Source organism: Pseudomonas sp. McL0111, assembly GCF_052567255.1.
The window spans coordinates 6,210,957-6,233,017 of the sequence record NZ_CP199585.1; the positions used below are offsets into that span (position 1 = coordinate 6,210,957).

Annotated in this window: 20 protein-coding genes; all 20 read right to left on the reverse strand. The window is 59.3% G+C overall.

The features are described 5' to 3' along the window. Positions 1-17: 17 nt before the first annotated feature. Entirely contained in the window at positions 18-374 is a 357-nt protein-coding gene (locus ACTWLJ_RS28025) for a flagellar protein FlaG (RefSeq protein WP_445179300.1), read from the reverse strand. Between the two features lie 74 nt (positions 375-448). After that, positions 449-1,300: a flagellin domain-containing protein gene (locus ACTWLJ_RS28030; protein ID WP_445179301.1), complete on the reverse strand. Its 852-nt coding sequence runs from the start codon at positions 1,298-1,300 to the stop codon at positions 449-451. Between the two features lie 242 nt (positions 1,301-1,542). Continuing rightward, positions 1,543-1,809, reverse strand: a complete 267-nt coding sequence (locus tag ACTWLJ_RS28035) for a hypothetical protein (protein WP_445179302.1) — start codon at positions 1,807-1,809, stop codon at positions 1,543-1,545. Further along, entirely contained in the window at positions 1,806-3,098 is a 1,293-nt protein-coding gene (locus tag ACTWLJ_RS28040; protein WP_445179303.1) for a motility associated factor glycosyltransferase family protein, read from the reverse strand. Before ACTWLJ_RS28040 ends, ACTWLJ_RS28035 begins: the two co-directional genes overlap by 4 nt. Before the next feature lie 87 nt (positions 3,099-3,185). Then, positions 3,186-4,112, reverse strand: coding sequence for a ketoacyl-ACP synthase III (locus tag ACTWLJ_RS28045; RefSeq protein ID WP_283437252.1), 927 nt, complete (start codon positions 4,110-4,112; stop codon positions 3,186-3,188). 226 nt (positions 4,113-4,338) lie between these two features. Further along, positions 4,339-5,391, reverse strand: coding sequence for a pseudaminic acid synthase (gene pseI, locus ACTWLJ_RS28050; RefSeq protein ID WP_445179304.1), 1,053 nt, complete (start codon positions 5,389-5,391; stop codon positions 4,339-4,341). Beyond that, positions 5,388-6,890, reverse strand: a complete 1,503-nt coding sequence (gene pseG, locus ACTWLJ_RS28055; RefSeq protein ID WP_445179305.1) for a UDP-2,4-diacetamido-2,4,6-trideoxy-beta-L-altropyranose hydrolase — start codon at positions 6,888-6,890, stop codon at positions 5,388-5,390. Before pseG ends, pseI begins: the two co-directional genes overlap by 4 nt. Continuing rightward, entirely contained in the window at positions 6,887-7,582 is a 696-nt protein-coding gene (gene pseF, locus ACTWLJ_RS28060; protein WP_445179306.1) for a pseudaminic acid cytidylyltransferase, read from the reverse strand. Before pseF ends, pseG begins: the two co-directional genes overlap by 4 nt. Further along, a complete protein-coding gene (locus tag ACTWLJ_RS28065; RefSeq protein ID WP_283437256.1) occupies positions 7,579-8,199 on the reverse strand; it encodes a pseudaminic acid biosynthesis-associated methylase in 621 nt (206 codons plus the stop codon). Before ACTWLJ_RS28065 ends, pseF begins: the two co-directional genes overlap by 4 nt. A 31-nt stretch (positions 8,200-8,230) precedes the next feature. Then, positions 8,231-9,388, reverse strand: a complete 1,158-nt coding sequence (gene pseC, locus ACTWLJ_RS28070) for a UDP-4-amino-4,6-dideoxy-N-acetyl-beta-L-altrosamine transaminase (protein ID WP_445179307.1) — start codon at positions 9,386-9,388, stop codon at positions 8,231-8,233. Then, positions 9,385-10,386, reverse strand: a complete 1,002-nt coding sequence (pseB, locus tag ACTWLJ_RS28075; protein WP_445179308.1) for a UDP-N-acetylglucosamine 4,6-dehydratase (inverting) — start codon at positions 10,384-10,386, stop codon at positions 9,385-9,387. Before pseB ends, pseC begins: the two co-directional genes overlap by 4 nt. Positions 10,387-10,415: 29 nt before the next feature. Further along, complete coding sequence (locus ACTWLJ_RS28080; RefSeq protein WP_445179309.1) at positions 10,416-13,331, reverse strand: glycosyltransferase family 2 protein; 2,916 nt, start codon at positions 13,329-13,331, stop codon at positions 10,416-10,418. Between the two features lie 54 nt (positions 13,332-13,385). Beyond that, positions 13,386-14,123 carry a cephalosporin hydroxylase family protein gene (locus ACTWLJ_RS28085; protein ID WP_445179310.1) on the reverse strand — a complete coding sequence of 246 codons (738 nt, stop codon included), beginning with the start codon at positions 14,121-14,123 and terminating at the stop codon, positions 13,386-13,388. Between the two features lie 17 nt (positions 14,124-14,140). Then, positions 14,141-15,211: a class I SAM-dependent methyltransferase gene (locus tag ACTWLJ_RS28090; RefSeq protein ID WP_445179311.1), complete on the reverse strand. Its 1,071-nt coding sequence runs from the start codon at positions 15,209-15,211 to the stop codon at positions 14,141-14,143. After that, positions 15,208-16,059 (reverse strand): NAD-dependent epimerase/dehydratase family protein, encoded by an 852-nt coding sequence (locus tag ACTWLJ_RS28095; protein WP_445179312.1) that lies wholly within the window; start codon positions 16,057-16,059, stop codon positions 15,208-15,210. The genes ACTWLJ_RS28090 and ACTWLJ_RS28095 overlap by 4 nt, the downstream gene beginning before the upstream one ends. Beyond that, positions 16,056-17,282, reverse strand: coding sequence for a methyltransferase domain-containing protein (locus ACTWLJ_RS28100; RefSeq protein WP_445179313.1), 1,227 nt, complete (start codon positions 17,280-17,282; stop codon positions 16,056-16,058). The genes ACTWLJ_RS28095 and ACTWLJ_RS28100 overlap by 4 nt, the downstream gene beginning before the upstream one ends. After that, positions 17,279-17,839 (reverse strand): dTDP-4-dehydrorhamnose 3,5-epimerase family protein, encoded by a 561-nt coding sequence (locus ACTWLJ_RS28105; RefSeq protein ID WP_445179314.1) that lies wholly within the window; start codon positions 17,837-17,839, stop codon positions 17,279-17,281. Before ACTWLJ_RS28105 ends, ACTWLJ_RS28100 begins: the two co-directional genes overlap by 4 nt. Next, positions 17,836-18,918, reverse strand: coding sequence for a CDP-glucose 4,6-dehydratase (gene rfbG / locus ACTWLJ_RS28110; protein ID WP_445179315.1), 1,083 nt, complete (start codon positions 18,916-18,918; stop codon positions 17,836-17,838). The genes ACTWLJ_RS28105 and rfbG overlap by 4 nt, the downstream gene beginning before the upstream one ends. Then, positions 18,900-19,673, reverse strand: coding sequence for a glucose-1-phosphate cytidylyltransferase (rfbF, locus tag ACTWLJ_RS28115; protein ID WP_401209789.1), 774 nt, complete (start codon positions 19,671-19,673; stop codon positions 18,900-18,902). The genes rfbG and rfbF overlap by 19 nt, the downstream gene beginning before the upstream one ends. 244 nt (positions 19,674-19,917) lie before the next feature. Then, a complete protein-coding gene (locus ACTWLJ_RS28120) occupies positions 19,918-21,855 on the reverse strand; it encodes a calcium-binding protein (protein ID WP_445179316.1) in 1,938 nt (645 codons plus the stop codon). Between the last annotated feature and the right edge of the window lie 206 nt (positions 21,856-22,061).

Here is a 22,061-nt window from a genome sequence, read left to right on the forward strand (position 1 = left end):
ACTATTCATGCCAGCTATCAGACTTTTACGTTGAACAACAAGTGGCTGGCATTGTTCAAGCTTTCTGCCAATTTGATGGCTTCGGCGGAAGGAATCTGTCGAACGACTTCACCCGTCTCGCTTGCGATCACCTTGACGATGACTTTTCCGGAGTGTTCATCAATCGAGAACTCCAGATTGCGCTTGATCGACTGTACAAACTTTTCGATCTCCTGCACTGCCAGTTTCAACTTGGTATCGTCCGTATCCTGACTCTTGTCAGCGACCGGAGCGTCAACCTTGGTAACTTCAGGCTTCTCTGGCGGCTTGTCAGCAACTGGCGTTACTGGCTTGGGAGCCGGATACGAGACGCTAAGCTTTACGCTCATGTCCATGTCCATCACCTCCATAACGTAAAAAGGCGAGAGAGCGCGACCAGCGCACTCCCCCGCCTGAACTTATTCCGAAATTACTGAAGCAGCTTCAGTACAGCGGAAGGCAGTTGGTTGGCTTGAGCCAGTACGGAAGTCGAAGCTTGCTGCAGAGTTTGCTGCTTGGTCAGGTTAGCAGTTTCTGCGGCGAAGTCGGTGTCCTGTACACGACCCTGAGCAGCGGTGGTGTTTTCAGTGATGTTCTGCAGGTTGGAGATGGTGCTGGTCAGACGGTTTTGCGAAGCACCCAGGCTGGCACGAGTTGCACCGATTGCAGCGATAGCGGCGTCGATTGCAGTGATCGCGTTGTCGATGTTCTGAGCAGCGCCAGTAACGGTAGCACCGGTCAGGGACAGAGTACCGCTACCAACCGACAGGCTGACGGCGTCGAACTTGGAGCTCAGTACCAGGTCGATGTGGTTAGCCGAACCGGTGTTTGCGCCCACTTGCAGGGTCACAGTACCAGCCGAACCGTCCAGCAGGTTTTTGCCGTTCAGGTTGGTCGAAGCCGAGATACGGGTGATCTCGTCGGACATCTGAGCGAATTCAGAGTTGGTAGCGGTCTGGTCAGCAGTGCCGTTGGTACCGTTACGTGCTTTAACAGCCAGTTCACGCATACGCTGCAGAATGTCGGTAGTAGCTTGCAGAGCGCCTTCAGCGGTCTGAGCAACGGAGATACCGTCGTTGGCGTTCTGGATGGCTTGGGTGTTACCACGGATCTGCGAAGACATACGGTTCGAGATCTGCAGGCCAGCGGCGTCGTCTTTAGCGCTGTTGATTTTCAGGCCGGAAGACAGGCGTTGCATCGAAGTCGACAGAGCGTCGGAAGCGCGGTTCAGGTTTTTCTGAACGTTCAACGACGTAGTGTTGGTGTTTACTGTTAAAGCCATGACGAATTCCTCGTTGGTTGGGTACTGCGGCTTCCGGCCCTGGCAACCGCCGGGTATGGCCTAGAGAACCTTCGTAATAGTTATCGTCGGGTTGGCAGGTTGCTTGAGGGCTTTTTGAAAAAAATTTGCCATCACCCTGCCACCCCCGAGAAAACAAGGGCTTAGCCCACCCTCACCTGCGAAAAAATGACGTCATAAAACCGACCTCGGCGCAAAGCCGCAGGCCAGTGCTGTCGCGATTTTCACAATCGTGCATTTTGCAGCAGTTCGATCAACTCGAATTCCATGAAGTCGGCAAGACCCAGCCAGTCCTGACGCTCCTGACACGCGAGCATTTGTGTCAGCACCGCCGCCCAGGATTGCTGAACATCTGCCGATGCCGACAACAATGACTGTTGCGCACCCTCAAATACCTCGACCATCTCCAGCGCAGCCTCGACATCACGCCCAAGCCGAAACAACCCGGCGCACTCGCGGCATTCGTCCATGCACTTATCAATCGTGGTCATTGCACGAACTCCTGATTGAAACGCGTCCCGACGATCAGCGCCCCCGCCCGACTGCTGTTAAAGAACTCGACCTGTGGCTGACTGGCGATGTAACGCTCGAGCACACACAAATAGCCTCGGAAGTTAAGTTGCGTGGCGACCCGCTGGCCGTTGCCGTCCAGCACCCAGTGCCGGGCCTGGCTCACGCCGGGACCCAACTCGCCATCGTCCCAGCCAGCGTGAGTCTTGTTCATCGGGAAGGCGAAATCGGCGCCGAATAGCGTGATACGCGCTGCCCCCATTTTTACCGCCAGATCAGTGGCCGGATGAATCACGCTGCCGCCGACGTGCAATTGCGCTCGCGGATACTGCTCACGCAACTCGGCATAGACCGGGCTGGCCGAGTAGCCTCCATAACGCTTGCCTTTCCAGGCCTGCAACACCGCAGGATCGCTCATCGGCAAATACACCAGCGTTATGCCGCCAGACTCTTCGCACGGCAGATGCCGGAAGCTGATGCGCTGATCGATGCTCACCACGATGTCAGGCACGATCCCGTGTTCGCGCAGTGGCCGGTAGGCGGTATCGACACAAATGAACAACGGACGCTCGGCACGGGCACGCACTGCCGCCAGCCGCGCAAATTGACTTTCCAGTGTCGGACCGGTGCCGATCACATAGATTTCACGCCCGGCGCAGGTGCCAAACAACTGTGCCGCATCATCATCGCCCAGCAGCACCGGCAAACAGTCCTGCAAACGCTGCTTGATGAACGGCAACTGCGGATCGAATTCGCGGTTGTTGAAACTCAGATGCACTTCGCTGACCAGCCGATCACGGATCTTCGCGTTGAAGTCATCGGCCAGCAGCATCTCGGCAGGCAGGGCAAAAAACGGCGTGCAGATGTCCGCCATATCCCCGGCGTAAAGCAACTCCACTCGCGAGTCTTGCAGCCATTGGCGCTGATCGATCAGTTGCAGCACCAGCGCGAACAACGCGCCATTGAGGATGTGCACATACAAACGCTCAAGCCCGGCACGCTCCAGCAACACCGTCGGCAGGTCGCCGAGCCCGGTGCCGTAAACGTGTAAGCGTGGTTTGTCCTGCGGCAGGCTGGCGGCCTGGATGCGTGCTTCGTGGTCGCGATCATGACGACTGGTGAGCTGAATCCCGGCCACGCTCAGCGTCGAGCCCAGCCCTTGCGTCAGCTCGGCTTGCACCGATGCACTGTCCTCGGCCATCAGACGCTCGAACAGCGCCGGCCAGCGCTGCTGGATGACTTCGACGTTGGCTTGAAAAAACTCGCTCATGTCGCCTCGCGCTCCATTCAGGCAAAAAAAATAGCGTTCAAGGTTAACCTTGAACGCTATTTTTGTATCAGGCGTTTTTGATCCGACTCAAGGACGGAAGATGATCGCCGAACCCCACGACAAACCGACACCGAAACCACTGATCGCAATGCGCTGCCAGTCGGAATCGAGTACGTGTTTCTCAAGCAGCAACGGAATGCTCGACGACACGGTGTTGCCGGTCTCGACCATGTCCTTGAGGAACTTCTCCGGCTTGTCTTCAAAGCGTCGCGCCACGGCATCGACAATCGCCGCGCTGCCCTGGTGGATGCAGAACGCGTCGATGTCATCAGCCTTGAGGTTCGAGTCGTCGAGCAACTCGTGCAAGTGCGCCGGGACTTTGAGCAATGCGAAGTTGAACACCTGACGACCGTTCATGAAGAACACGCCATCGGTGACTTTCAGGTGCGGTGCGCCGGAACCGTCGGTACCGAACTTGGCCTTGCCCAGCGCCCAGGTCGGATCTTCGCCCATCCAGGTGGCGGTGGCGGCGTCGCCGAATAGCATGGTGGTGTTGCGGTCTTCCGGATCAACGATCTTCGAGTACGGGTCGGCGGTGATCAGCAGACCGTTCTTCAGACCTGCAGCTTCCATGAAGCCCTTGATCGCGTAGATGCCGTAGACGTAACCGGAGCAACCCAGCGAGATATCGAACGCGGCGACATTGGTCGGCAGGCCGAGCTTGTCCTGGACGATGGCTGCGGTGTGCGGCAGGCCTTCTTCGTCACCGTTCTGAGTGACGACGATCAGTGCGTCGATCGATTCACGTTTCAGTTGAGGATTGCTGGCAAACAGCGCATTGGCCGCTTCAACACACAGATCCGACGTTTCCTGATCAGCGTCTTTGCGCGGCAGGAAGGCCGAACCGATCTTGCCGAGGATGAATTCTTCATCCTTCTCGAATTTTGCACCTTGTGCGTAATTGTCCACGCCGGCTACAGGAACGTAGCTCGCAATGCTTTTTATGCCAATCATTACGGCTTCCCAATAAAAAACAGCCCAATACCACCGCTCGCAAGGATTCGAGGGGCGCCGACCAACAGCAAACGGCCGCCACAAAGGGCAGCCACGGGGAGCGCAAAGGGCTATCACTGGAACCGATTACCGGCCAGGCGCCATCTCCCCGATTAATACAATACAGTGAAGATGCGCGTTATGACTCACAGGTCACGCTATTTTGCCGAATCGGTTGCAGATCGGTTTATTCGACCAGCGACCAGTCCAGCGGCGTGCCGCGTTTGATCGCCTGCCGGGCGCGGCGGCCGAGGACGGCTTCGGTGTGCTTGGGCGGCAGACCGAGGCCGGGACGAATGGCCCGCAGATTGTCCCCGGTAAACGGGTCACCCGCGGCCATATCAGCGGTGACGTACAGCGAACGGCGATAGACCAGCGACTTGCGTTCAGCCTCGGTCACGCCGTAATGCACCTGTCCCATTGCCTGCCAGGCGCGTTCGGTTTCCAGTACCAGACTGGCCATTTCCGCCGGCTCCAGCGAGAAACTGGCGTCCACGCCACCGGCCGCGCGGTCGAGGGTGAAGTGTTTTTCCACCACCGTCGCTCCCAGCGCCACAGCGGCGACGGACACGCCGACGCCCATTGAGTGATCGGACAAACCGACTTCGCAGCCAAACAACTCGCGCAGATGCGGGATCGTGCGCACATTGCTGTTCAGCGGAGTCGCGGGATAGGTGCTGGTGCACTTGAGCAACACCAGATCCTTGCAGCCGGCCTCGCGGGCAGCGCGCACAGCCTCATCAAGCTCGGCGATGCTGGCCATGCCGGTGGAGATGATCAGCGGTTTGCCGGTAGCGGCGACGCGGCGAATCAGCGGCAGATCGGTGTTCTCGAAACTGGCGATCTTGTAGGCCGGTACATCAAGGCTTTCGAGAAAGTCCACGGCGCTGTCATCGAATGGGGTGGAAAACGCCAGCATCCCCAGTTCTTTGGCCCGGGCGAAGATCGGCGCGTGCCATTCCCACGGCGTATGAGCTTGCTCATACAAGTCGTAGAGCGAGGTACCCGCCCACAGGCTGCCGGGGTCCTTGATGAAAAACTCACCTTCCGACAAATCCAGGGTCATGGTCTCGGCGGTGTAGGTTTGCAGCTTCAAGGCGTGCGCCCCGGCCTTCGCTGCGGCTTCGACGATTTGCAGGGCCACATCAAGCGACTGGTTATGATTGCCGCTCATCTCGGCGATGATGAATGGCGGCGCGTCGGCGCCGATCAAGCGGTCGCCAATCTTGAAACTGCTCATGTGCGATGTTCCTTCAAAACCCGGGTGAACGCGCAGGCACTTTGAATGTACCCGGCGTCACGAAATACATTCAATGAGGCGCGATTGGCCGGCAACACCTGAGCACTGATGGCAGTCAGTTGCGGCCAGTGCGCGGCGACAAACTCTTCACCCCGCGCCAGCAGTGCCCTGCCCCAGCCCAGGCCGAAACGCGCTTCCAGCAGATACAGCGAGACTTCGACTTCAAAGCCGCGCAAGTCGTAACGCAAGACACCGACCGCGCCGTCATCGGCTTCGGCAATCAGCAGCAGACGCTGGGGATTGCGCAGGCTCGCGGTCAGCCAGTTGAGATGTTGCGACCACTCGATCACCGCGCTTTGCTGCGACCAGCGCCGCACCGCTTCAGCGTTGCGTCCGTCGAACAGCATTTGTGCATCGTCCAGCGTCGCCACCCGCAGTTTGAGCACCGCCCCGGCTATTGCCGCCGCGACCCGCAGCGCACCGCGTCCATCAACCAGTTGCCGCGAGCGCTCCGCCAGACTTTGCCGCAGATAAACGTTGTCGACGACAAAACCGATGGCGTCACGCAATTGCTCAACGCTGACCTGCTCACGGGCGCCCATGAATATATGAGCACCGGCTGCCGCCATCACCTCGCCGTTGTTCTGCTGATTATTCGACACCGCGATGCAAATCGTCGGCAAACCCATCGCCGCGCGCTCCCAACTGGTGCCGCCACCGGCGCCGATAAACAGATCAGCCTCAGTCATACGCTGATAGAAATCGCTGACAAAACTGTGCAGCCGCCAATTCGGCCGTGTCTCGGCCAGCGCCTGCATCTGTGCCCAGGCCGGATTATCCGCACCGGCAACGAAATCCACTTGCAGCGCGGGAAAGTCTGCCAGCGCCAGCATTGCGTGATGCGTCTGCATCGCCGCATCGAAGCCGCCGAAATTCACCAGCACTCGCCGGGCTCGGGGTTTGATCTCAATGGCCGGGCAATTGAACTCTTCACGCAACATCGCATAGCGCGGCCCGAGCAGCGTGCGGCACCCGTCGGGCAGCAGCGGCGCGTAGTTTTCGCTGAGGCCGGATAAATTCTGATTGAGCAGCAGATCGACGCTGTAATGTCGCGTCGCCAGATCATCGACGGCGGCGATACGTGGCGCCCAGCGCCGCGCGGCGGTCTGCCAGTGATGATCGAGGCCGTAATGGTCGGCGATGATCCAGTCGAAATCGGCATGGCCATCCAGTTGCAAGGCCAGCGCGTCGATGTCCGCCTGCCACGGCAGCATCGATTCGATGCCTTGCTGCGGGTCTTCATCAGGGTAGAAGTCAGGCAGCGCAAAGGTCTCGAAACCTTCCGCGCTCAGCGCATCGAGCCGATGCCCCGGCAAACGCCGGCAAGCGAACGCGACATGGCTGCCCTGTGCGCGCAACACCCGCGCCAGCGTCAGGCAGCGGGCGATATGGCCACTGCCAATAGTCGGCGAGGCGTCGGCGCGAATCAGCACTCTCATTGCAATTCACCACCGGCCTTCAGCGCAGCGTAGAGATATTCGGCACGCTTCCAGTCTTCCAGCGTATCGATGTCCTGCACCAGATGCCGCGGCAGAATCACTGGCAGACTGGCAGGCGAATACAGCACGTCGCCGCGCAGCCAAGCGTCGCTGCGCCCCCAGTAAAACTGGCCGGCATCCTGAAACGCCTCGGGCAGATCCTGCGAGCGGGTATTGCGAAATTCGGGATACAACGCGGTCAGGGCGCCCTGCCCGTCGACGGTCAGCGCCCGCTGCACCGCAAAGCCGAAACTGCACACCGAGAACGCAAAGGATTTCTGCGGATGCTGTTCCAGCAACTCACGCCCCTGACGCAGATAACGCGCCTGCAACAACGGCGCCGTGGCGTAGATGCAGCAGGCGTAATCGAACGACGGCAATTGCTGCAAGGCATGCTGGATTACCGCCGCAGTGCCGGTGAAATCATCGGCCAGATTCGCCGGACGCAAAAACGGCACCTGCGCGCCATACGCCTGCGCCAGCTCGGCGATCTCTTCGTCGTCGGTACTGACCACCACCTGATCGAACAGTCCTGAATCCAGCGCCATTCGAATCGAACGGACAATCATCGGCACGCCGTCGAACGGCATCAGGTTCTTGCGCGGGATGCGTTTGCTGCCCCCACGGGCCGGGATGATTGCGACGTGGCTCAAGGGCGTTTTTCCAATAAAAACCAGGTGATGTCATCCGTCGGAAATTGCCGGTCACGGTGATACACAAAGCCGTAATCCAGCAGTTGCAGATCAGCATAGCGGTCGAGCATTTCGCCAGCGAAATCGCGTTTGAACAGCTTGCCGCTGTTGCCGCGATAGGACACCTCGACCGGCGCCGGGTTGTAATACTCGGCGATCAGGATGTAGCGCTGGCTCAGCTCATAAAGCTGCGCATAGGCGGTCGGCAGCAACTCAGGCGCCAAGTGGATCAACACGCCCTTGCTCAGGGTCAGGTCGTAGCTGCGCTCGCGGGGAAAGTCGAACAGCGAGCCGTGCCAGATCTGCGCGATGTCCAGCGCTCGCGCCTGGGCGCAGGCACTTTCGTTGATCTCGACGCCGAACAGCTCGCATTGCGGCAGCAGCTGATGCAACGCCTGCAAGTTGTTGCCGGCATTGGTGCCCAGCTCCACCAGACTGTCGATGCGCCCGGCCCGGCTTAGCGCCTTGGCGAACAACGCCAGATTGGCCGCGACCAGCGGCTGGCCGATATTACGGTCAACGTACTGGTTGCCGAAATCGCCTTGCCAGAATTGTTCCTGCTCGCTCAGATCACGCATTGCCGTTTTCCATCCACCGCCGCAGCGGTATTTACTCGGTCAACCGTCGCAGTTGCTCGACCACATAGTCCTGCTGCTGATCGCTCAGCAACGGAAACAGCGGCAGGCTGATCGCTTCGGCGTAATAACGCTCGGCTTCGGGGAAGTCTCCCTCGGCGAAACCCAGGTCACGATAGTAGGGCTGCAAATGTAGCGGAATATAGTGCAGATTCACCCCGACCCCGGCCGCACGCAAGCCTTCGAACACCTGTCGGTGACTGAGGCTGACGCGCTCGGTCTGCAAGCGCACCACGTACAGGTGCCACGCCGACTCGGCATCCGGCTGAGGGCTGGGCAACGTCAGCGGCAAGTACGTCAGCAAGCTGTTGTAACGCGCCGCCAGTTCGCGACGACGTTCGATGAACTCGTCCAGTTTGCTCAACTGTGAAAGACCCAGCGCAGCTTGCAGATCGGTGATCCGGTAGTTGAAGCCCAGTTCGATCTGCTGGTAATACCAAGGGCCATGACTGGGTTCGGTCATCTGTTGCGGATCGCGGGTCATACCGTGGCTGCGCAAGCGTTGCAGACGCTCGGCCAGTTCGCGGCGATTGGTCAGCACCATGCCACCTTCGGCGCTGGTGATGATCTTCACCGGATGAAAGCTGAACACGGTCATCGCCGCGAATTCACCGCAGCCCACCGGACGCCCGGCGTAACTGGCGCCAACGGCGTGCGAGGCATCTTCGATCACGGTGAAGTTGTAGCGCTCGGCCAGCTCGGCGATTTTGCGCATGTCGCAGCTCTGCCCGGAAAACGCCACCGCCACCAGGACTTTCGGCAGCTTGCCGTCCTGCTCGGCCTGATCGAGTTTGGCTTCGAGGGCGAACGCATCGAGGTTCCAGGTCAGCGGATCGATATCGACAAAATCAACTTCGGCGCCGCAGTAACGTCCGCAATTGGCCGAGGCCAGGAAGGTATTCGGCGTGGTCCACAAACGGTCGCCCGGACCGAGGCCCGCCGCCAGACAGGCAATGTGCAGCGCCGCCGTGGCGTTGCACACCGCCACGGCGTAATCCGCCTGACAACGTTCGGCCATCGCCTGCTCGAAGCGTTCGATGGTCGGCCCCTGGGTCAACCAGTCGGACTGCAGCACCTCGACCACCGCGTCGATATCAGCCTGATCAAGGCTTTGCCGACCGTAGGGAATCATGCCGAGAGATTCGCGTGCAGGTCGGCGATCTGCCCGACCGAGAGGAACTGCGGATTAGTGTCGGAGCGATATTCGAAGTCTTCACTCACCGGCCGCCCGTGCTCACCCAGTTTGTCGACGGCAAAATCGACATCGACGCTGGTGAAGCGGATCGACGGCTGGATGGTGTAGTGGTCTTCGAACTCCAGCGTCATCCGCGCATCGTCCAGCGGCACCATCAACTCATGCAGTTTTTCGCCCGGACGAATCCCGACGTTTTTATGCGGCAGATGCTCGGCCATGCCCAGCGCCAGATCGACGATGCGAATCGACGGAATTTTCGGCACGAATACTTCGCCACCGTGCATCCGCGCAAAGCTGTCGAGAACGAACTGCACGCCGTGATCCAGGGTGATCCAGAACCGCGTCATGCGCTCATCAGTGATCGGCAGCTCAGTGGCGCCGTCGGCAATCAGCTTGTTGAAGAACGGCACCACAGAACCGCGCGAGCCGGCGACGTTGCCGTAGCGCACCACGGCAAAGCGGGTCTCCTGCTCGCCGGCAATGTTGTTGGCGGCGACGAACAATTTGTCCGAGAGCAACTTGGTCGCGCCGTACAGATTGATCGGGCTCGCGGCCTTGTCGGTGGACAGCGCCACGACTTTCTTCACGCCGTTGTCGATGGCGGCGGCGATGATGTTTTCCGCACCATTAACGTTGGTACGAATGCATTCGGTCGGGTTGTATTCCGCCGCCGGCACTTGCTTCAGCGCCGCTGCGTGCACTACGTAGTCGATGCCGCGCATGGCCTGACGCAGACGGTCAGCGTCACGCACGTCACCGATGAAGTAACGCATGCACGGCGCATTGAACGTCTGCTGCATTTCGTACTGTTTCAGCTCGTCGCGGGAGAACACCACCACGCGCTTGGGCTGGTATTGCTCCAGCAAGCGGCGGATGAAGTTGCGCCCGAACGAACCGGTGCCGCCGGAGATGAAAATCGATTTACCGTTGAACATGTCTGTATTCCTGTGTCCCGCCCGCAGGCTTAGCCGAGCAACTGTGCCCAGTTGAGCGAAGCGCTGTCATTCAGCGTGAAGCCTTTGCCGTTGAGGCTCAGGTTGGCGTTGTAGGCTTGATCCTGAGCGAAGGCTGCGGACCATTTTTCTCGCAACGCAGCCAGAGCTGTCGGTGCCTGCGGAATGTCGCCGCCATGAATGACCTGCACCAGTGGCGTCCACACCGTGAGGAAACCGGCCTGGCCAGCTTTCAGGCACAGATCGACGTCACTGAACCCTTCAAGGAATTCATGGGTATCCAGACCATCCAGCGCTTCGAACAATTCTTTGCGCACCATCAGGCAAACGCCTGATACGGCCGAGTAGTTCTGCTCGACAGCCAGGCGATGCAGATAGCCTTTGGCGTCATGTTTTTCACCGACGAATGCCGAGCCGACCGCGTCGTTCATACCGAGGATCAGACCTGCCTGAGTCACCTTGCCATCGCGACCGACCAGTTTGGCGCCGACCACTCCGATTTCCGGACGCAAGGCATGGTTGAGCATCGAGTCGAGCCAGGTCGGATTGACCACTTCGGCATCGGCGGACAGCATGACCAGATAATCGCCCCGCACATGCTGGCTGACCGCGTTGTACAACTGCGGTGCGTTCAGCGCCTGCTCGGCGCGCAGCACCTGGACTTTCGGATGCTGATAAGTGCCGAGCCAGTCATTGACCGCAGCCGACTGATCGGCCGACGTAGCGATCAGCACTTCATATTGGTGATAGCGAGTACGCAACAGCACGCCCTGCAAGCAACGCTGCAAGGCCGGCAGATCATTGCCTGCCGGAATAATGATCGATACCAGCGGACGCTCGCTGTGGCTGTAATCAATCTGGTATGTGCCCGGCACCGCCGAAGTGACCTTGGCCTTGTAGCCGCGATTGCCCAGATGACGCAGCAACGCCAGACGCTCGTGGGCGTTTTCTTCCAGTTGCGGAGCCTGGGTAATCAACAGCGGCTCATCGAGGTGAGCCAGGCTGTTGAGGCCGTTCTCTTCGATGATGCGCAACAGCAGATCGAATTCCAGCGCCTTGTTGAAGTCCGCACGATAGCCGCCGACGTCGACCAGCACATCGCGACGTACCAGCCAGTGGCGCGCCATCAAGCCCGGCACGCTCAGCAGCAGATCAAGATTGAAGCCCGGACGGAACACGTCCACCAGCGCACCGTTGTCATGGCGCTGGATCTCGTCGGTGGACACCGCACGGCAATCACCAGCGGACATCAATTCCAGGCTGGCACGCAGCAGGCCGCTGGCAGTGAATTCGTCCCCGGCTTCAGCCAGCAGCACCCAATCGCAAGGCGACTGACGGGCGCTGAGGTTGAGCTTGTCGACCAGATTGCTCGGCGTAACCCGAACAAAGTGCAGGGTGTTCTGCGCCGTGGTGGCCGCCGGTGGCTCGCCGGTGGTGAACACGACAATCCGGAACGCCTTGCATTGGCCTTCAAGCAAGCTGTCGAGGGTGACCTGCAACTTGTCGATGTTGTCGTCCAGATCCAGCAGGAAAATGCCGAATTGCGGACCGCCACCGTTGACCGCCAGATGCTCGGCAATTGACTCTTTCTGCCTGGCATCCGGCTTGCGCGCAGCCAGCCACTTGAGCAAACGGCTGGACTGCATTTTATTGAACGTCTGACCGTGGTCATCCAGGGTCAGCGCCTCAAGGCGTGCAACCCACTCGGCCATTTTCTGCGCTTCGTCTTCTTCGCCCACCAACTGCAATTGCGCGGTCAGACGCTTGACCACAGTGCGGTTGAACGCATTGAGGTCATGAGCCTGCCACAAGCGGTCGAGAACACTTTCCGGGGTATCGTTGTTGCGCGCCTGCAACAGGTGTTCCTGACGAGTCCAGACACCCTCAAGGCCTTCGAGCTGAATACGTCCGGCCGGCATCGCGTGGAGCATGAATTCGAATTCAGTCAGTTGATCAAAGAACACCTGATTGTAGAACGGCAACTCAACGTATTGCAGCGGCCCGAAACGACGATCCGGAGCCTTCAGCGCCTGATTCCAGGTGGACTGGAAAATCAGTTCCGCAGTCAGTGCGCGGCCGGTCTTCAGGCTGTCGACCATGGCTTCGAAGCTTTCGAGGACAAACGCCTTGTGCTGTTCTGCATCAAGACCCTTGATCTCGGTAGGCAGCCCTGCGAGGAACTCGGCGAACGCTTCACGCTCGGCCACCGACTTGGCATCGACGTAGCTCAGCGAGTGCATGACGTCCGTGCTGTGTTCGGAATTGCCGTAGTTGATCTCACGAACCACGTAAGGAATCGGCAGAATCCGCGCCTTGGCACTGGCCAGCAGGAAGTAGACGTGACCGATTTCCTGCCATTGGAAATTGGTACCCGGCGGCAATGTCGAATGCCAGGTTTTCATCAGGTCAGTACGGGTCACCGCGTAGAACGGCGGGATGTACTGGCTCATGTAATCGACGACCCGGTCCTGCGCCCGCTCGGACGCATAGTCTTCCTGGACCTTCTTGTCGCGACGGTAGTAGTTCACGTCGCCGGCCAGCGTCAGGTACATCATGCAGTAGCCGTGGCACATGCCGTAATCGCGGTTGGCTTCGAGGAAACCCACCGACTCGAACAGTGAATCGTGCAGGATGAAGTCGTCGTCGGCCGCCAGCACCATGTACGGCGTGGTCAGTTGCTCTACGCCATAAGCCAGTTTGGCCTGCATGCCCCAATAGGCGAACTGCGGCACATGGTGATAGTCGACAGACGAGAAGTCGCCTTCCGGGTGTTCAGGTGTGGAGTCGAGCACCATGATTTTGCAAGGCAAGGCGCTGTAATACTTAACCGCCCGACGCAAAAATGCCGGCCGATTATGAGTAATCAGCACCACGGTCAACAGCTCGTTGAGCGGCAGCGCTGGTTCAGAACTGTACTTGCCTTGCATAACTTCTCTCCACAACCGGCGACTCGCCGAAATAACGCTTTGGGATGTTGCGAATTAACGAACGCGACGCAGATAGCCGTCCGGCGCCACGGTGATCAGCAGCTTGTTCTGCAACTGCTGGTCGATTTCGAAATCCTGGTTCTCTTCGAGGTATTTCCACACCGCGGTTTTCGGGTTGTCGCCCGGGCCCCATGGACGATCCGGGAAGAAATCGGCTGGCATGTCTTCAACCACGGTGTCCATCACCACGCAATAGCTGTCGACCGAAACCAGCGGCGCGTACAGACGCAGCTCTTCGAGGACGTGATCGTGGGTGTGGTTGGAGTCGAGCACCAGAATGACTTTCTTGCCTTTGGCCGCAGCCTGCACCTGCGCGGCGATGCCGGCGTCGATGCTCGAACCTTCGATCATCTTGATGCGTTTGGCCATCGGGTGGTTTTCGATCGCTTCACGGTTGTGCGGACGAATGTCGAGGTCGATACCCAGCACTTCGCCGTGGCCCTGCAGTTCCAGCAACGAGGCGTAATAGATGATCGAACCACCGTGGGCGATGCCACACTCGATGACCAGATCCGGCTTGACCTGCCAGATGATCTCCTGCATCGCCATCATGTCTTGTGGTAGCTGGATGATCGGACGGCCCATCCACGAGAAGTGGTAGCTGTATTTGTGCTTGGCCGATTCATTGAAGAAATCACGGGCCAGACCAGTAAGTTTCTGGTCGTCGCCTTGCTGGGCAATCTGTTCCCGGCACTCGGCTTCGAAAGCCTGGTTGATGCTGTTGTCGGTCATTTTCAAAATCTCAAGGGTCACTGGAACGAAGCGCTGTCGACGGCGTGATAGACATAACGTCCATCGGTCATCCGCTTGATCTCTTCGAGGTAATTGGAATTCATCACAAACAGGTTGGCGCCTTCGGGCAAGGCGTCCATCGCCTCTTGCGGCGAGGACACCCGCACGCCACTCAGCGGCAGATAACGCCCTTGCTTGGCCGGGTTGATATCCACCACCCGATCCACCGCCACGCCTGCGCGTTGCAGGAACAGCGAATAGATCACGCCTTTGGACGAAGCGCCCCAGATCGCCGAACCCTGACCGGGTGCGGATTGAATGATCTGCACCGCCCGGTCGAGACTGGCAGTGAAATCGTCGGGCAGCGCCAGGCGGGGCACCGGTTGTTCCGGGGTCAGGCGCAATGTGGCCAGATCGGCAACGATGTACAGGTACTGGCCACCGAACAGGTGACCGGCCTCATGCACGGTGCCGAACATCCGGCGCAGGTCATCGAGGCGGAAATAATTGACGTGCTCGTAGAACAGGTCGAACCAGGCTTTGTGTTCGAGAATCCAGTCGAAGCACGGCACTTCGATGTAGATCTGCCCGCCCTGATTGGCTTCGGCGATTACCGCGAGGAAACTCACCGGGTCCTGAATATGTTCCAGCACATGGCGCAGGACGATGGCATCCGCCGCCAGACCGAGGCCACGGGTGAACGGCGCCTTGATCACATCGGCGTTGTCACCTTCGTACGCCGGGTCGATGCCGGTGATCGAGTAGCCAAGGCCTTTGAGTAACTCAAGGAAGTAGCCCTTGCCGCAGCCGACTTCGATCAGCTCCTGGCCTTTGAAATGCCTGGCGATGATCCCTTCGACGTCGCTCAGGTGCTTCTGGAACTGGCCGGAATGCGCCTGCTCATTCTGATAGTCAGCGTCATAGCTGAGCTTGTCGGCGTCGAACGCGGCATTGAAGATCAGGCCGCTGCGCTCATCCTGCACCAGCAGCATGTCGGCACTGGCCGAGGCCTGCGCCGATTGCGCGTCGGCAAAGGTCCGGTTCTGCAGCACCGGCAGGTCGGTGACCCGATACAACTCGTGCCTCATTGCGACTCTCCCAATAACTGTTGCAAGCGCTCGGTCACCGCCCAGAACGCCAGCGGTTCGTGGGTTGGATACGGGTAGTGGCCGAGGTTCAGATTCAGGCTCGCGCCGCGTTCGCGCAGACGCTGTTCGACCAGCGCACGCACCGACACCGGTTGGCCGCTGGCGCAGTTGATCACGCCAGCGAAATCACGCTGCTGAAGGATGCTGGCGAGATGACCGGCAGCGGTTTCAATCGCCAGAAAATCGCGCAACTGCTCACCGGCAGACATGTTGAACGACAGCTCGCCGGCATCGATTGCCCGGTCCAGCGCCGCCAGCAGGCTGTTGGGGTTCTGCCCTTCGCCATGCAGGTAAAACAGCCGCGCCCATTGCAGGGTGAACGGCTGCTCTTGGGCAAGGTTTTGCAAAAACAGGTGCAAGGTGTGCTTGGCCAGACCGTAAGGGTTGCTCGGCCGTGGCTCGCTGCTTTCGCTGAGCGGGCCGCTCTGCATGCCATATTCGAAACAGGTGCCCGTGACCAGGACTTGCTTTACACCCGCCTCGACTGCGCTTTTGATAAAGCGGTAATCAGCCATCAGGTTGTGTTCGAAGTGGAACAGCGCCCGATAGTTCGGCAACCCTGGCCAGGCCAGATGAGCCAATACGTCGCAGCCGTCAGTCAACGCCGCCACGTCCAGATCGGCAGCGTGAATATCCGCCGAGATGAATTCGACGTCATTGATCCACGGCATGCTCGCCGCGGTTTCGACGTTGCGTGCCACCGCCCGCACCGCACAGCCGCGCGCCAGCAACGCCGCGACCAAATGCCGACCGACGAAGCCTGTGGCTCCGGTTACCAGAACCTTCACAGCACTTTCAACTCAGGCACGGCGATCACAAAGCGACCGTCCCACTGACGCACCTGCGCCAGTTGCTGGCTGACTTCGTGCAGCAGGTTCCACGGCAACACCAGCACGTAGTCCGGTTTTTCGATATCGATCTGCGCGGGCGCCACAATCGGGATGCGGCTGCCCGGCAGAAACTTGCCTTGCTTGTGCGGATTGGCGTCGGCCACCCATGCCAGCAAGTCAGGTTTGACCCCGGCGTAGTTGAGCAACGTGTTGCCCTTGGCCGCCGCGCCGTAACCGACCACACGTTTGCCGTCGGCCTTGGCCTGCAACAGGAAACGCAGCAACTCATGCTTGATGCGTTCGGCAGCAGGCGCGAGGCTCGCGTAATACTCGGGGGTTTTCACACCGGCATCGATTTCAGCCTGCAACTGTTGCTGCACTGCCGGTTGAATGGCGCGGCGTTCGCCGTCCTTGCGCTGCACGAACACTCGCAGCGAACCACCGTGGGTGCTCAACTGGCTGACGTCGAACACTTCCAGACCATTGCGCTCGCACAGGGTTTGCACAGCAGTCAGCGACAGATAGGAATAGTGCTCGTGATACAGCGTGTCGAACTGCGCACCCGCCATCAGCGTCAGCAGTTGCGGGAATTCGAAGGTGGCCACGCCAGTCGGTTTGAGCAACGTCGCGAAACCACCAAGGAAATCATTGATGTCCGGCACATGCGCAAGCACGTTGTTGGCCGCCATCAAGTCAGCGCCCCAGCCCTCGCTTTTGAGCTGCGCGGCAGTCTCGCGACCGAAGAACAGTTCACGAATTTCCAGGCCTTTTTCCCGCGCCGCTTGTGCGGTGCTGCGGGTTGGCTCGACGCCCAGGCAGGCAATGCCGCTCCCGGCGACGTACTGCAACAGGTAACCATCGTTTGCGGCGACTTCAACCACGCGGCTGTCAGCAGTCAGACCGAAGCGCTCGACCATCTCGGCGACGTAACGCTCGGCATGCGCCAGCCAGGTGCTGGAAAACGAACTGAAGTAAGCGTACTCAGCGTCGAACAGGCTGTCGGCACTGGTGTAATCCTCGGTCTGCACCAGCCAGCATTGCTGACACACGGCGACCTTCAGTGGCACCCATTGCTCGGCCTGCTCCAGACGATCGGCATGCACATAAGCGTTGGACGGCGGCGAAGTCCCGAGGTCGATCAGCGGCAGACTCAGCGGTGCGGCGCACCCACGGCAATTCATAGACGCACTCCAGCAAAGTGTTGATCGAGCGCAGGATGGCTGGAATCACGCGCTGACAAATTATTGACAGGCAACGGCCAGGCAATCGCCAGCCGTGGATCATTCACTGACAGGCCGGCCTCGTGCTCCGGCGCGTAATCGGCGCTGTGCAGGTAGAGCAATTCGGCGTCTTCGGTCAGCGTCTGAAAACCGTGGGCGAACCCGGCCGGAATCAGCAGGCTGCGACCGTCGCCGGCCTTGAGGTGCTCGGCGTGCCAGTGCAGAAAGGTTGCAGAATCAGGGCGCAGATCCACCGCCACGTCCCACACTTCGCCGCGCAGGCAGGTGATCAGTTTGGCTTCCGGTGCGTTGGCATTCTGATAATGCAGACCGCGCACACTGCCCTTCTCGCGAGTGCAGGAATGGTTGATCTGGCGAATATGAAACTCGCTGCCAAACGCACTCAGGCTGCCTTCGCAAAACAGCCGGGCGAAGTGCCCGCGCTGATCTGCGAAGCGCTTGTGCTGGACGCTGAACAGTCCGGCCAGCGGCAGCGCATGCAAGGAAAACTCACTCACAGCGCGCCTCGATACAGATTCAATTGACCGAGGGTCACGGCGCGCATGTCATCGCCGTTTTGCCATGCCAGATGCCAGTCGAGGGTCTGGGTCAGACATTGTTCCAGTGACCAGCGCGCTTGCCAGCCGAGCAATTGACGGGCGCGGCTGCTGTCCAGACGCAGCAGGCCAGCCTCATGCAGTTCACTCGGTTCGATGCGCAGACCACGTGCCTGCGGCCAGCGATTGGCGAGCAGTTCGACCACTTCGCCGACGCTGCACATGTCCGCTTCACCAGGCCCGAAGTTCCACGCACCGGCGTATTCCGGGCCTTCTTCGTAGAGGCCGGCAGCCAGTTGCAGGTAACCGGCCAGCGGTTCCAGCGCGTGTTGCCACGGGCGCACGGCTTGCGGGTAGCGCAGGGTCACCGGTTCATCGGCGGACCAGGCTTTCAGCACATCGGGAATCAAGCGTTCCGGGGCGAAATCACCGCCGCCCAACACGTTGCCGGCGCGGGCGGTGGCCAGGGCCAGACCGTGTTCGGCGTACTTCTCGGCCGGGAAAAACGATGCCGCGTAAGACTGCGCCAATAGTTCGCAGCACGCCTTGCTGCTGCTGTAAGGATCGTGTCCACCGAGGGCTTCGTCTTCGCGGTATGGCCACAGCCATTCCTTGTTGGCGTAAACCTTGTCGGTGGTGACCAATACGCAAGCGCGCACGCAACCGACCTGACGAATCGCTTCAAGCAGATTCAGGGTGCCCATGACGTTGCTGGAGTAAGTGCCCAGCGGATCGCGATAGCCTTCACGCACCAGCGGCTGGGCCGCCAGATGCAGGACGATCTCCGGCTCGGTGTCGGCGATGATCTCAAGCAAGGCGCCCAGATCACGCAAATCGCCGCGCTGATCGTTGATGCCTTCGTGTACGCGCGCCAGTTCGAACAGGCTCGGTTCGGTCGAAGGATCGAGGGAAAAACCGCTGACATCGGCGCCGAGGCTTTGCAGCCACAGGGTCAGCCAACTGCCCTTGAAACCGGTATGCCCGGTGACCAGAACACGCTTGCCGCGCCAGAAATCCGCACTCAGGCCCATTGCTTCCATGGGGCCTCCCCGCTCAGCCACAGCGCTTCGAGATGATTCTTGTCGCGCAGGGTGTCCATCGGGTGCCAGAAACCTTCGTGTTCAAAGGCTTTCAGTTGTTCATCCTGGGCCAGTTGCGCCAAGGGTTCGGCTTCCCAGGTGGTTTCATCGCCAGCGATGTACGGCAACACTTTCGGCGACAACACAAAGAAGCCACCGTTGATCCAGCCGCCATCACCACGAGGTTTTTCGGTGAAACCGAGCACCTGATCGCCCTGACGCTCAAGGGCGCCGTAGCGACCCGGTGGCTGCACGGCAGTGACGGTCGCCAGACGACCGTGGGCTTTGTGGTAATCCACCAGTTGCGCGATGTTGATATCGGAGACGCCGTCGCCGTAGGTGAAGCAGAACGCCTCTTCATCCTTGAGGTAACGGCTGGCACGCAGCAGGCGGCCACCGGTCATGGTTTCCTCACCGGTGTCGATGAGGGTGACGCTCCACGGCTCGCTGTAGTTCTGGTGCACATCCATGCGGTTGTTGCGCATGTCGAACGTGACGTCGGAGGTGTGCAGGAAGTAGTTGGCGAAGAAGTCCTTGATCGCGTAGCCCTTGTAGCCCAGGCAGATCACGAAGTCGTGAATTCCGTGCGCGGAATACTGCTTCATGATGTGCCAGAGAATTGGCTTGCCACCGATCTCGATCATGGGTTTGGGCTTGAGGTGCGACTCTTCACTGATGCGCGTGCCGAGGCCACCCGCCAAAATAACTGCCTTCATCGTCTCCCCTCTCGCTCGTCACCGGGCTGCGCATGGCTTTCTTGAGCTGTGCGGGCCTTCTGGCTAAACCTTTTGCCGCTGCGAGCGCTGCTGAGCGCTCGTTTTATGGCGATTTGAGGGGTACTTGCAGGAAACGCGCCAGCTCCATAAGCCCTGCGTCAAGGGCGCAAGGCCGCATGAAAAAAGGGATGAATCCTTCAGCGGATTCATCCCTTTCATTGAGCCATGTCAACGGGTTGAACGATTACCCGAACATGGCGAACGCATCACCGCTGGTTGGCAGATCATAGACCTGGCCGTCGGCGGTCTGGATATGCTCGATGGTGTTGAAGCCCGCGTACCAGTCCGCCAGTTTCACGCCGTTGTCCGGAACACCACTGCCGGTGTCATTGGCACTGTGCAGATAAGCGTCGTTACCGATGCGGGTCACGCTCAACTGACCGGCATTGGCGATGGTGTTGAGGATCAGAGTGTCGTTCATGTCCAGCCCTTCATCCTGAATCGTCACCAGCCCGGTGGTGTTCACCACGTAGGTATCATCGCCATATCCACCATAAGCGCTGACGCCGGAGTGGGTCTGGCTGGAGAAGTTGAGGATCAACCGGTCATCGCCCTGCCCGCCAAAAGCGACCCCACTTCCCAGCGTGATCGTGTCATTGCCGTCATCGCCACTGGCCCAAGTGAACAGGTCGTTGCTGGCAGCAACAATGACATCATTGCCGGCGCCACCCGACAGCGTATCCGACTGCCCTGCAGCATCCAGCCCGGACGCCAGACCGCCGTAGATGTGGTCATTGCCATCGCCGCCCTGAATCTGGTCGTCGCCCGCACTGCCCTCCAGGATATTGTCGTCCGAATTGCCTTCAAGGGTGTCATTGAACTGACTGCCGCGCAGGCCTTCGATATCAATGTAAACGTCATAAAGAGCAATGCCGCTCTGCGGCCCCCAGTTGAGCGAGGCGCTCAAACCTTCAGTGCTATCGCCGTAGCTGACGATGTCGATACCGGCACCACCTTCGAAATGATCGCCACCCGCGCCACCGTACAACACATCATTGCCGGCGCCGGAGACGATGGTGTTGCTCTCGTCATTGCCATAACCGGTGAAGTCGGCAGTCCCGGTATACGTCAGATTTTCAATGAACGGATCAAGGTGCATCGCGGACAGACTGGTGTACAGATGATCGGTTCCGCCTCGAAAATCACCGTCCTCTTCAATAGTCACTCCGGCGCTATTGATGATGTAGATATCGTCCCCGTCACCACCCGCGACAGTCACGCCAGCAACATTGACGGTGTAGTGGTCAGCGCCCGACGTACCGATGACTTTTTCCACGTTGCGCAGTGTGTCGCCCTCTGCGTTGACGCCATCACCACCGATCAGCAGGTTGACGGAATCAAAGGCAGATCGATAATTGACGATGTCGTAACCAGCGGCACCATCGACGATCATCGAGCCTTGATGACGATAAATCACGTCATCGAAGTTCGAACCCTGAATCGCTTCAATGCCGGTGAAGGTGTCGCCATAAGCGATGGTCAGACCGTCGAAGTTGCTGAAGTCCTCGACCCGCACACCCTCAAGGCTGTCGCTGTAGCTGACCGTGTCGAAGCCATCGCCACCGACAAAGTGATCGGCACCCGCGCCGCCCCACAGCCAGTCATTACCGGCACCGCCAATGATTTCGTTGTCACTGGCATTGCCGTAACCGTTGAAATCGCCGGTACCGGTGAAAGTCAGCTTCTCGATGAACGGGTCCATCTTGATGGTATTGAGGCTGGTGCGCAGCTCATCGTAGCCAAGATGATCCTCCTCGATGATCGTCACGCCCTCGCCGTCGACGATGTAAACATCATCACCGGCGCTGCCCTCCAGCGTCACACCCGCCACCGAACTGGTGAACGTATCGTTATGAAAACTACCGAATACTTTCTCCACTCCAATCAGGGTATCGCTCTTGCCATCGGGGCCGGTGACCGTAGCCACACCGCCGCCAAACTCGACATTGATCCCCGAGGACATTGCGTAATAGTTCGCCGTGTCAAAACCTTCACCGCCATCCAGTACATCTGATCCCGCGCTGCCCAGCAGTAAATCATCCGACTCCAGTCCATAGAGTTGGTCATTATCGTCGGTGCCCAACAGGACATCCGCTTCACTCGTTCCATTTACGACAGCCATTTGCGTCTTCCTTGTGTTGTTGTTGAAACCGGATCTTCCATGGGGGCGATGCAAATCGAGGCAGCACCGCCGCCCCGTCCATACACCCGCAGGCAAACAAACGAATAACGGGATATCGACTGAAGAATTCCAAAGCTTGAGGCTGGCGGGAGAAATCTCTGCTGATCGATGTAAGTACGTATTTCAAGGTACAAAAAAAGGCGACC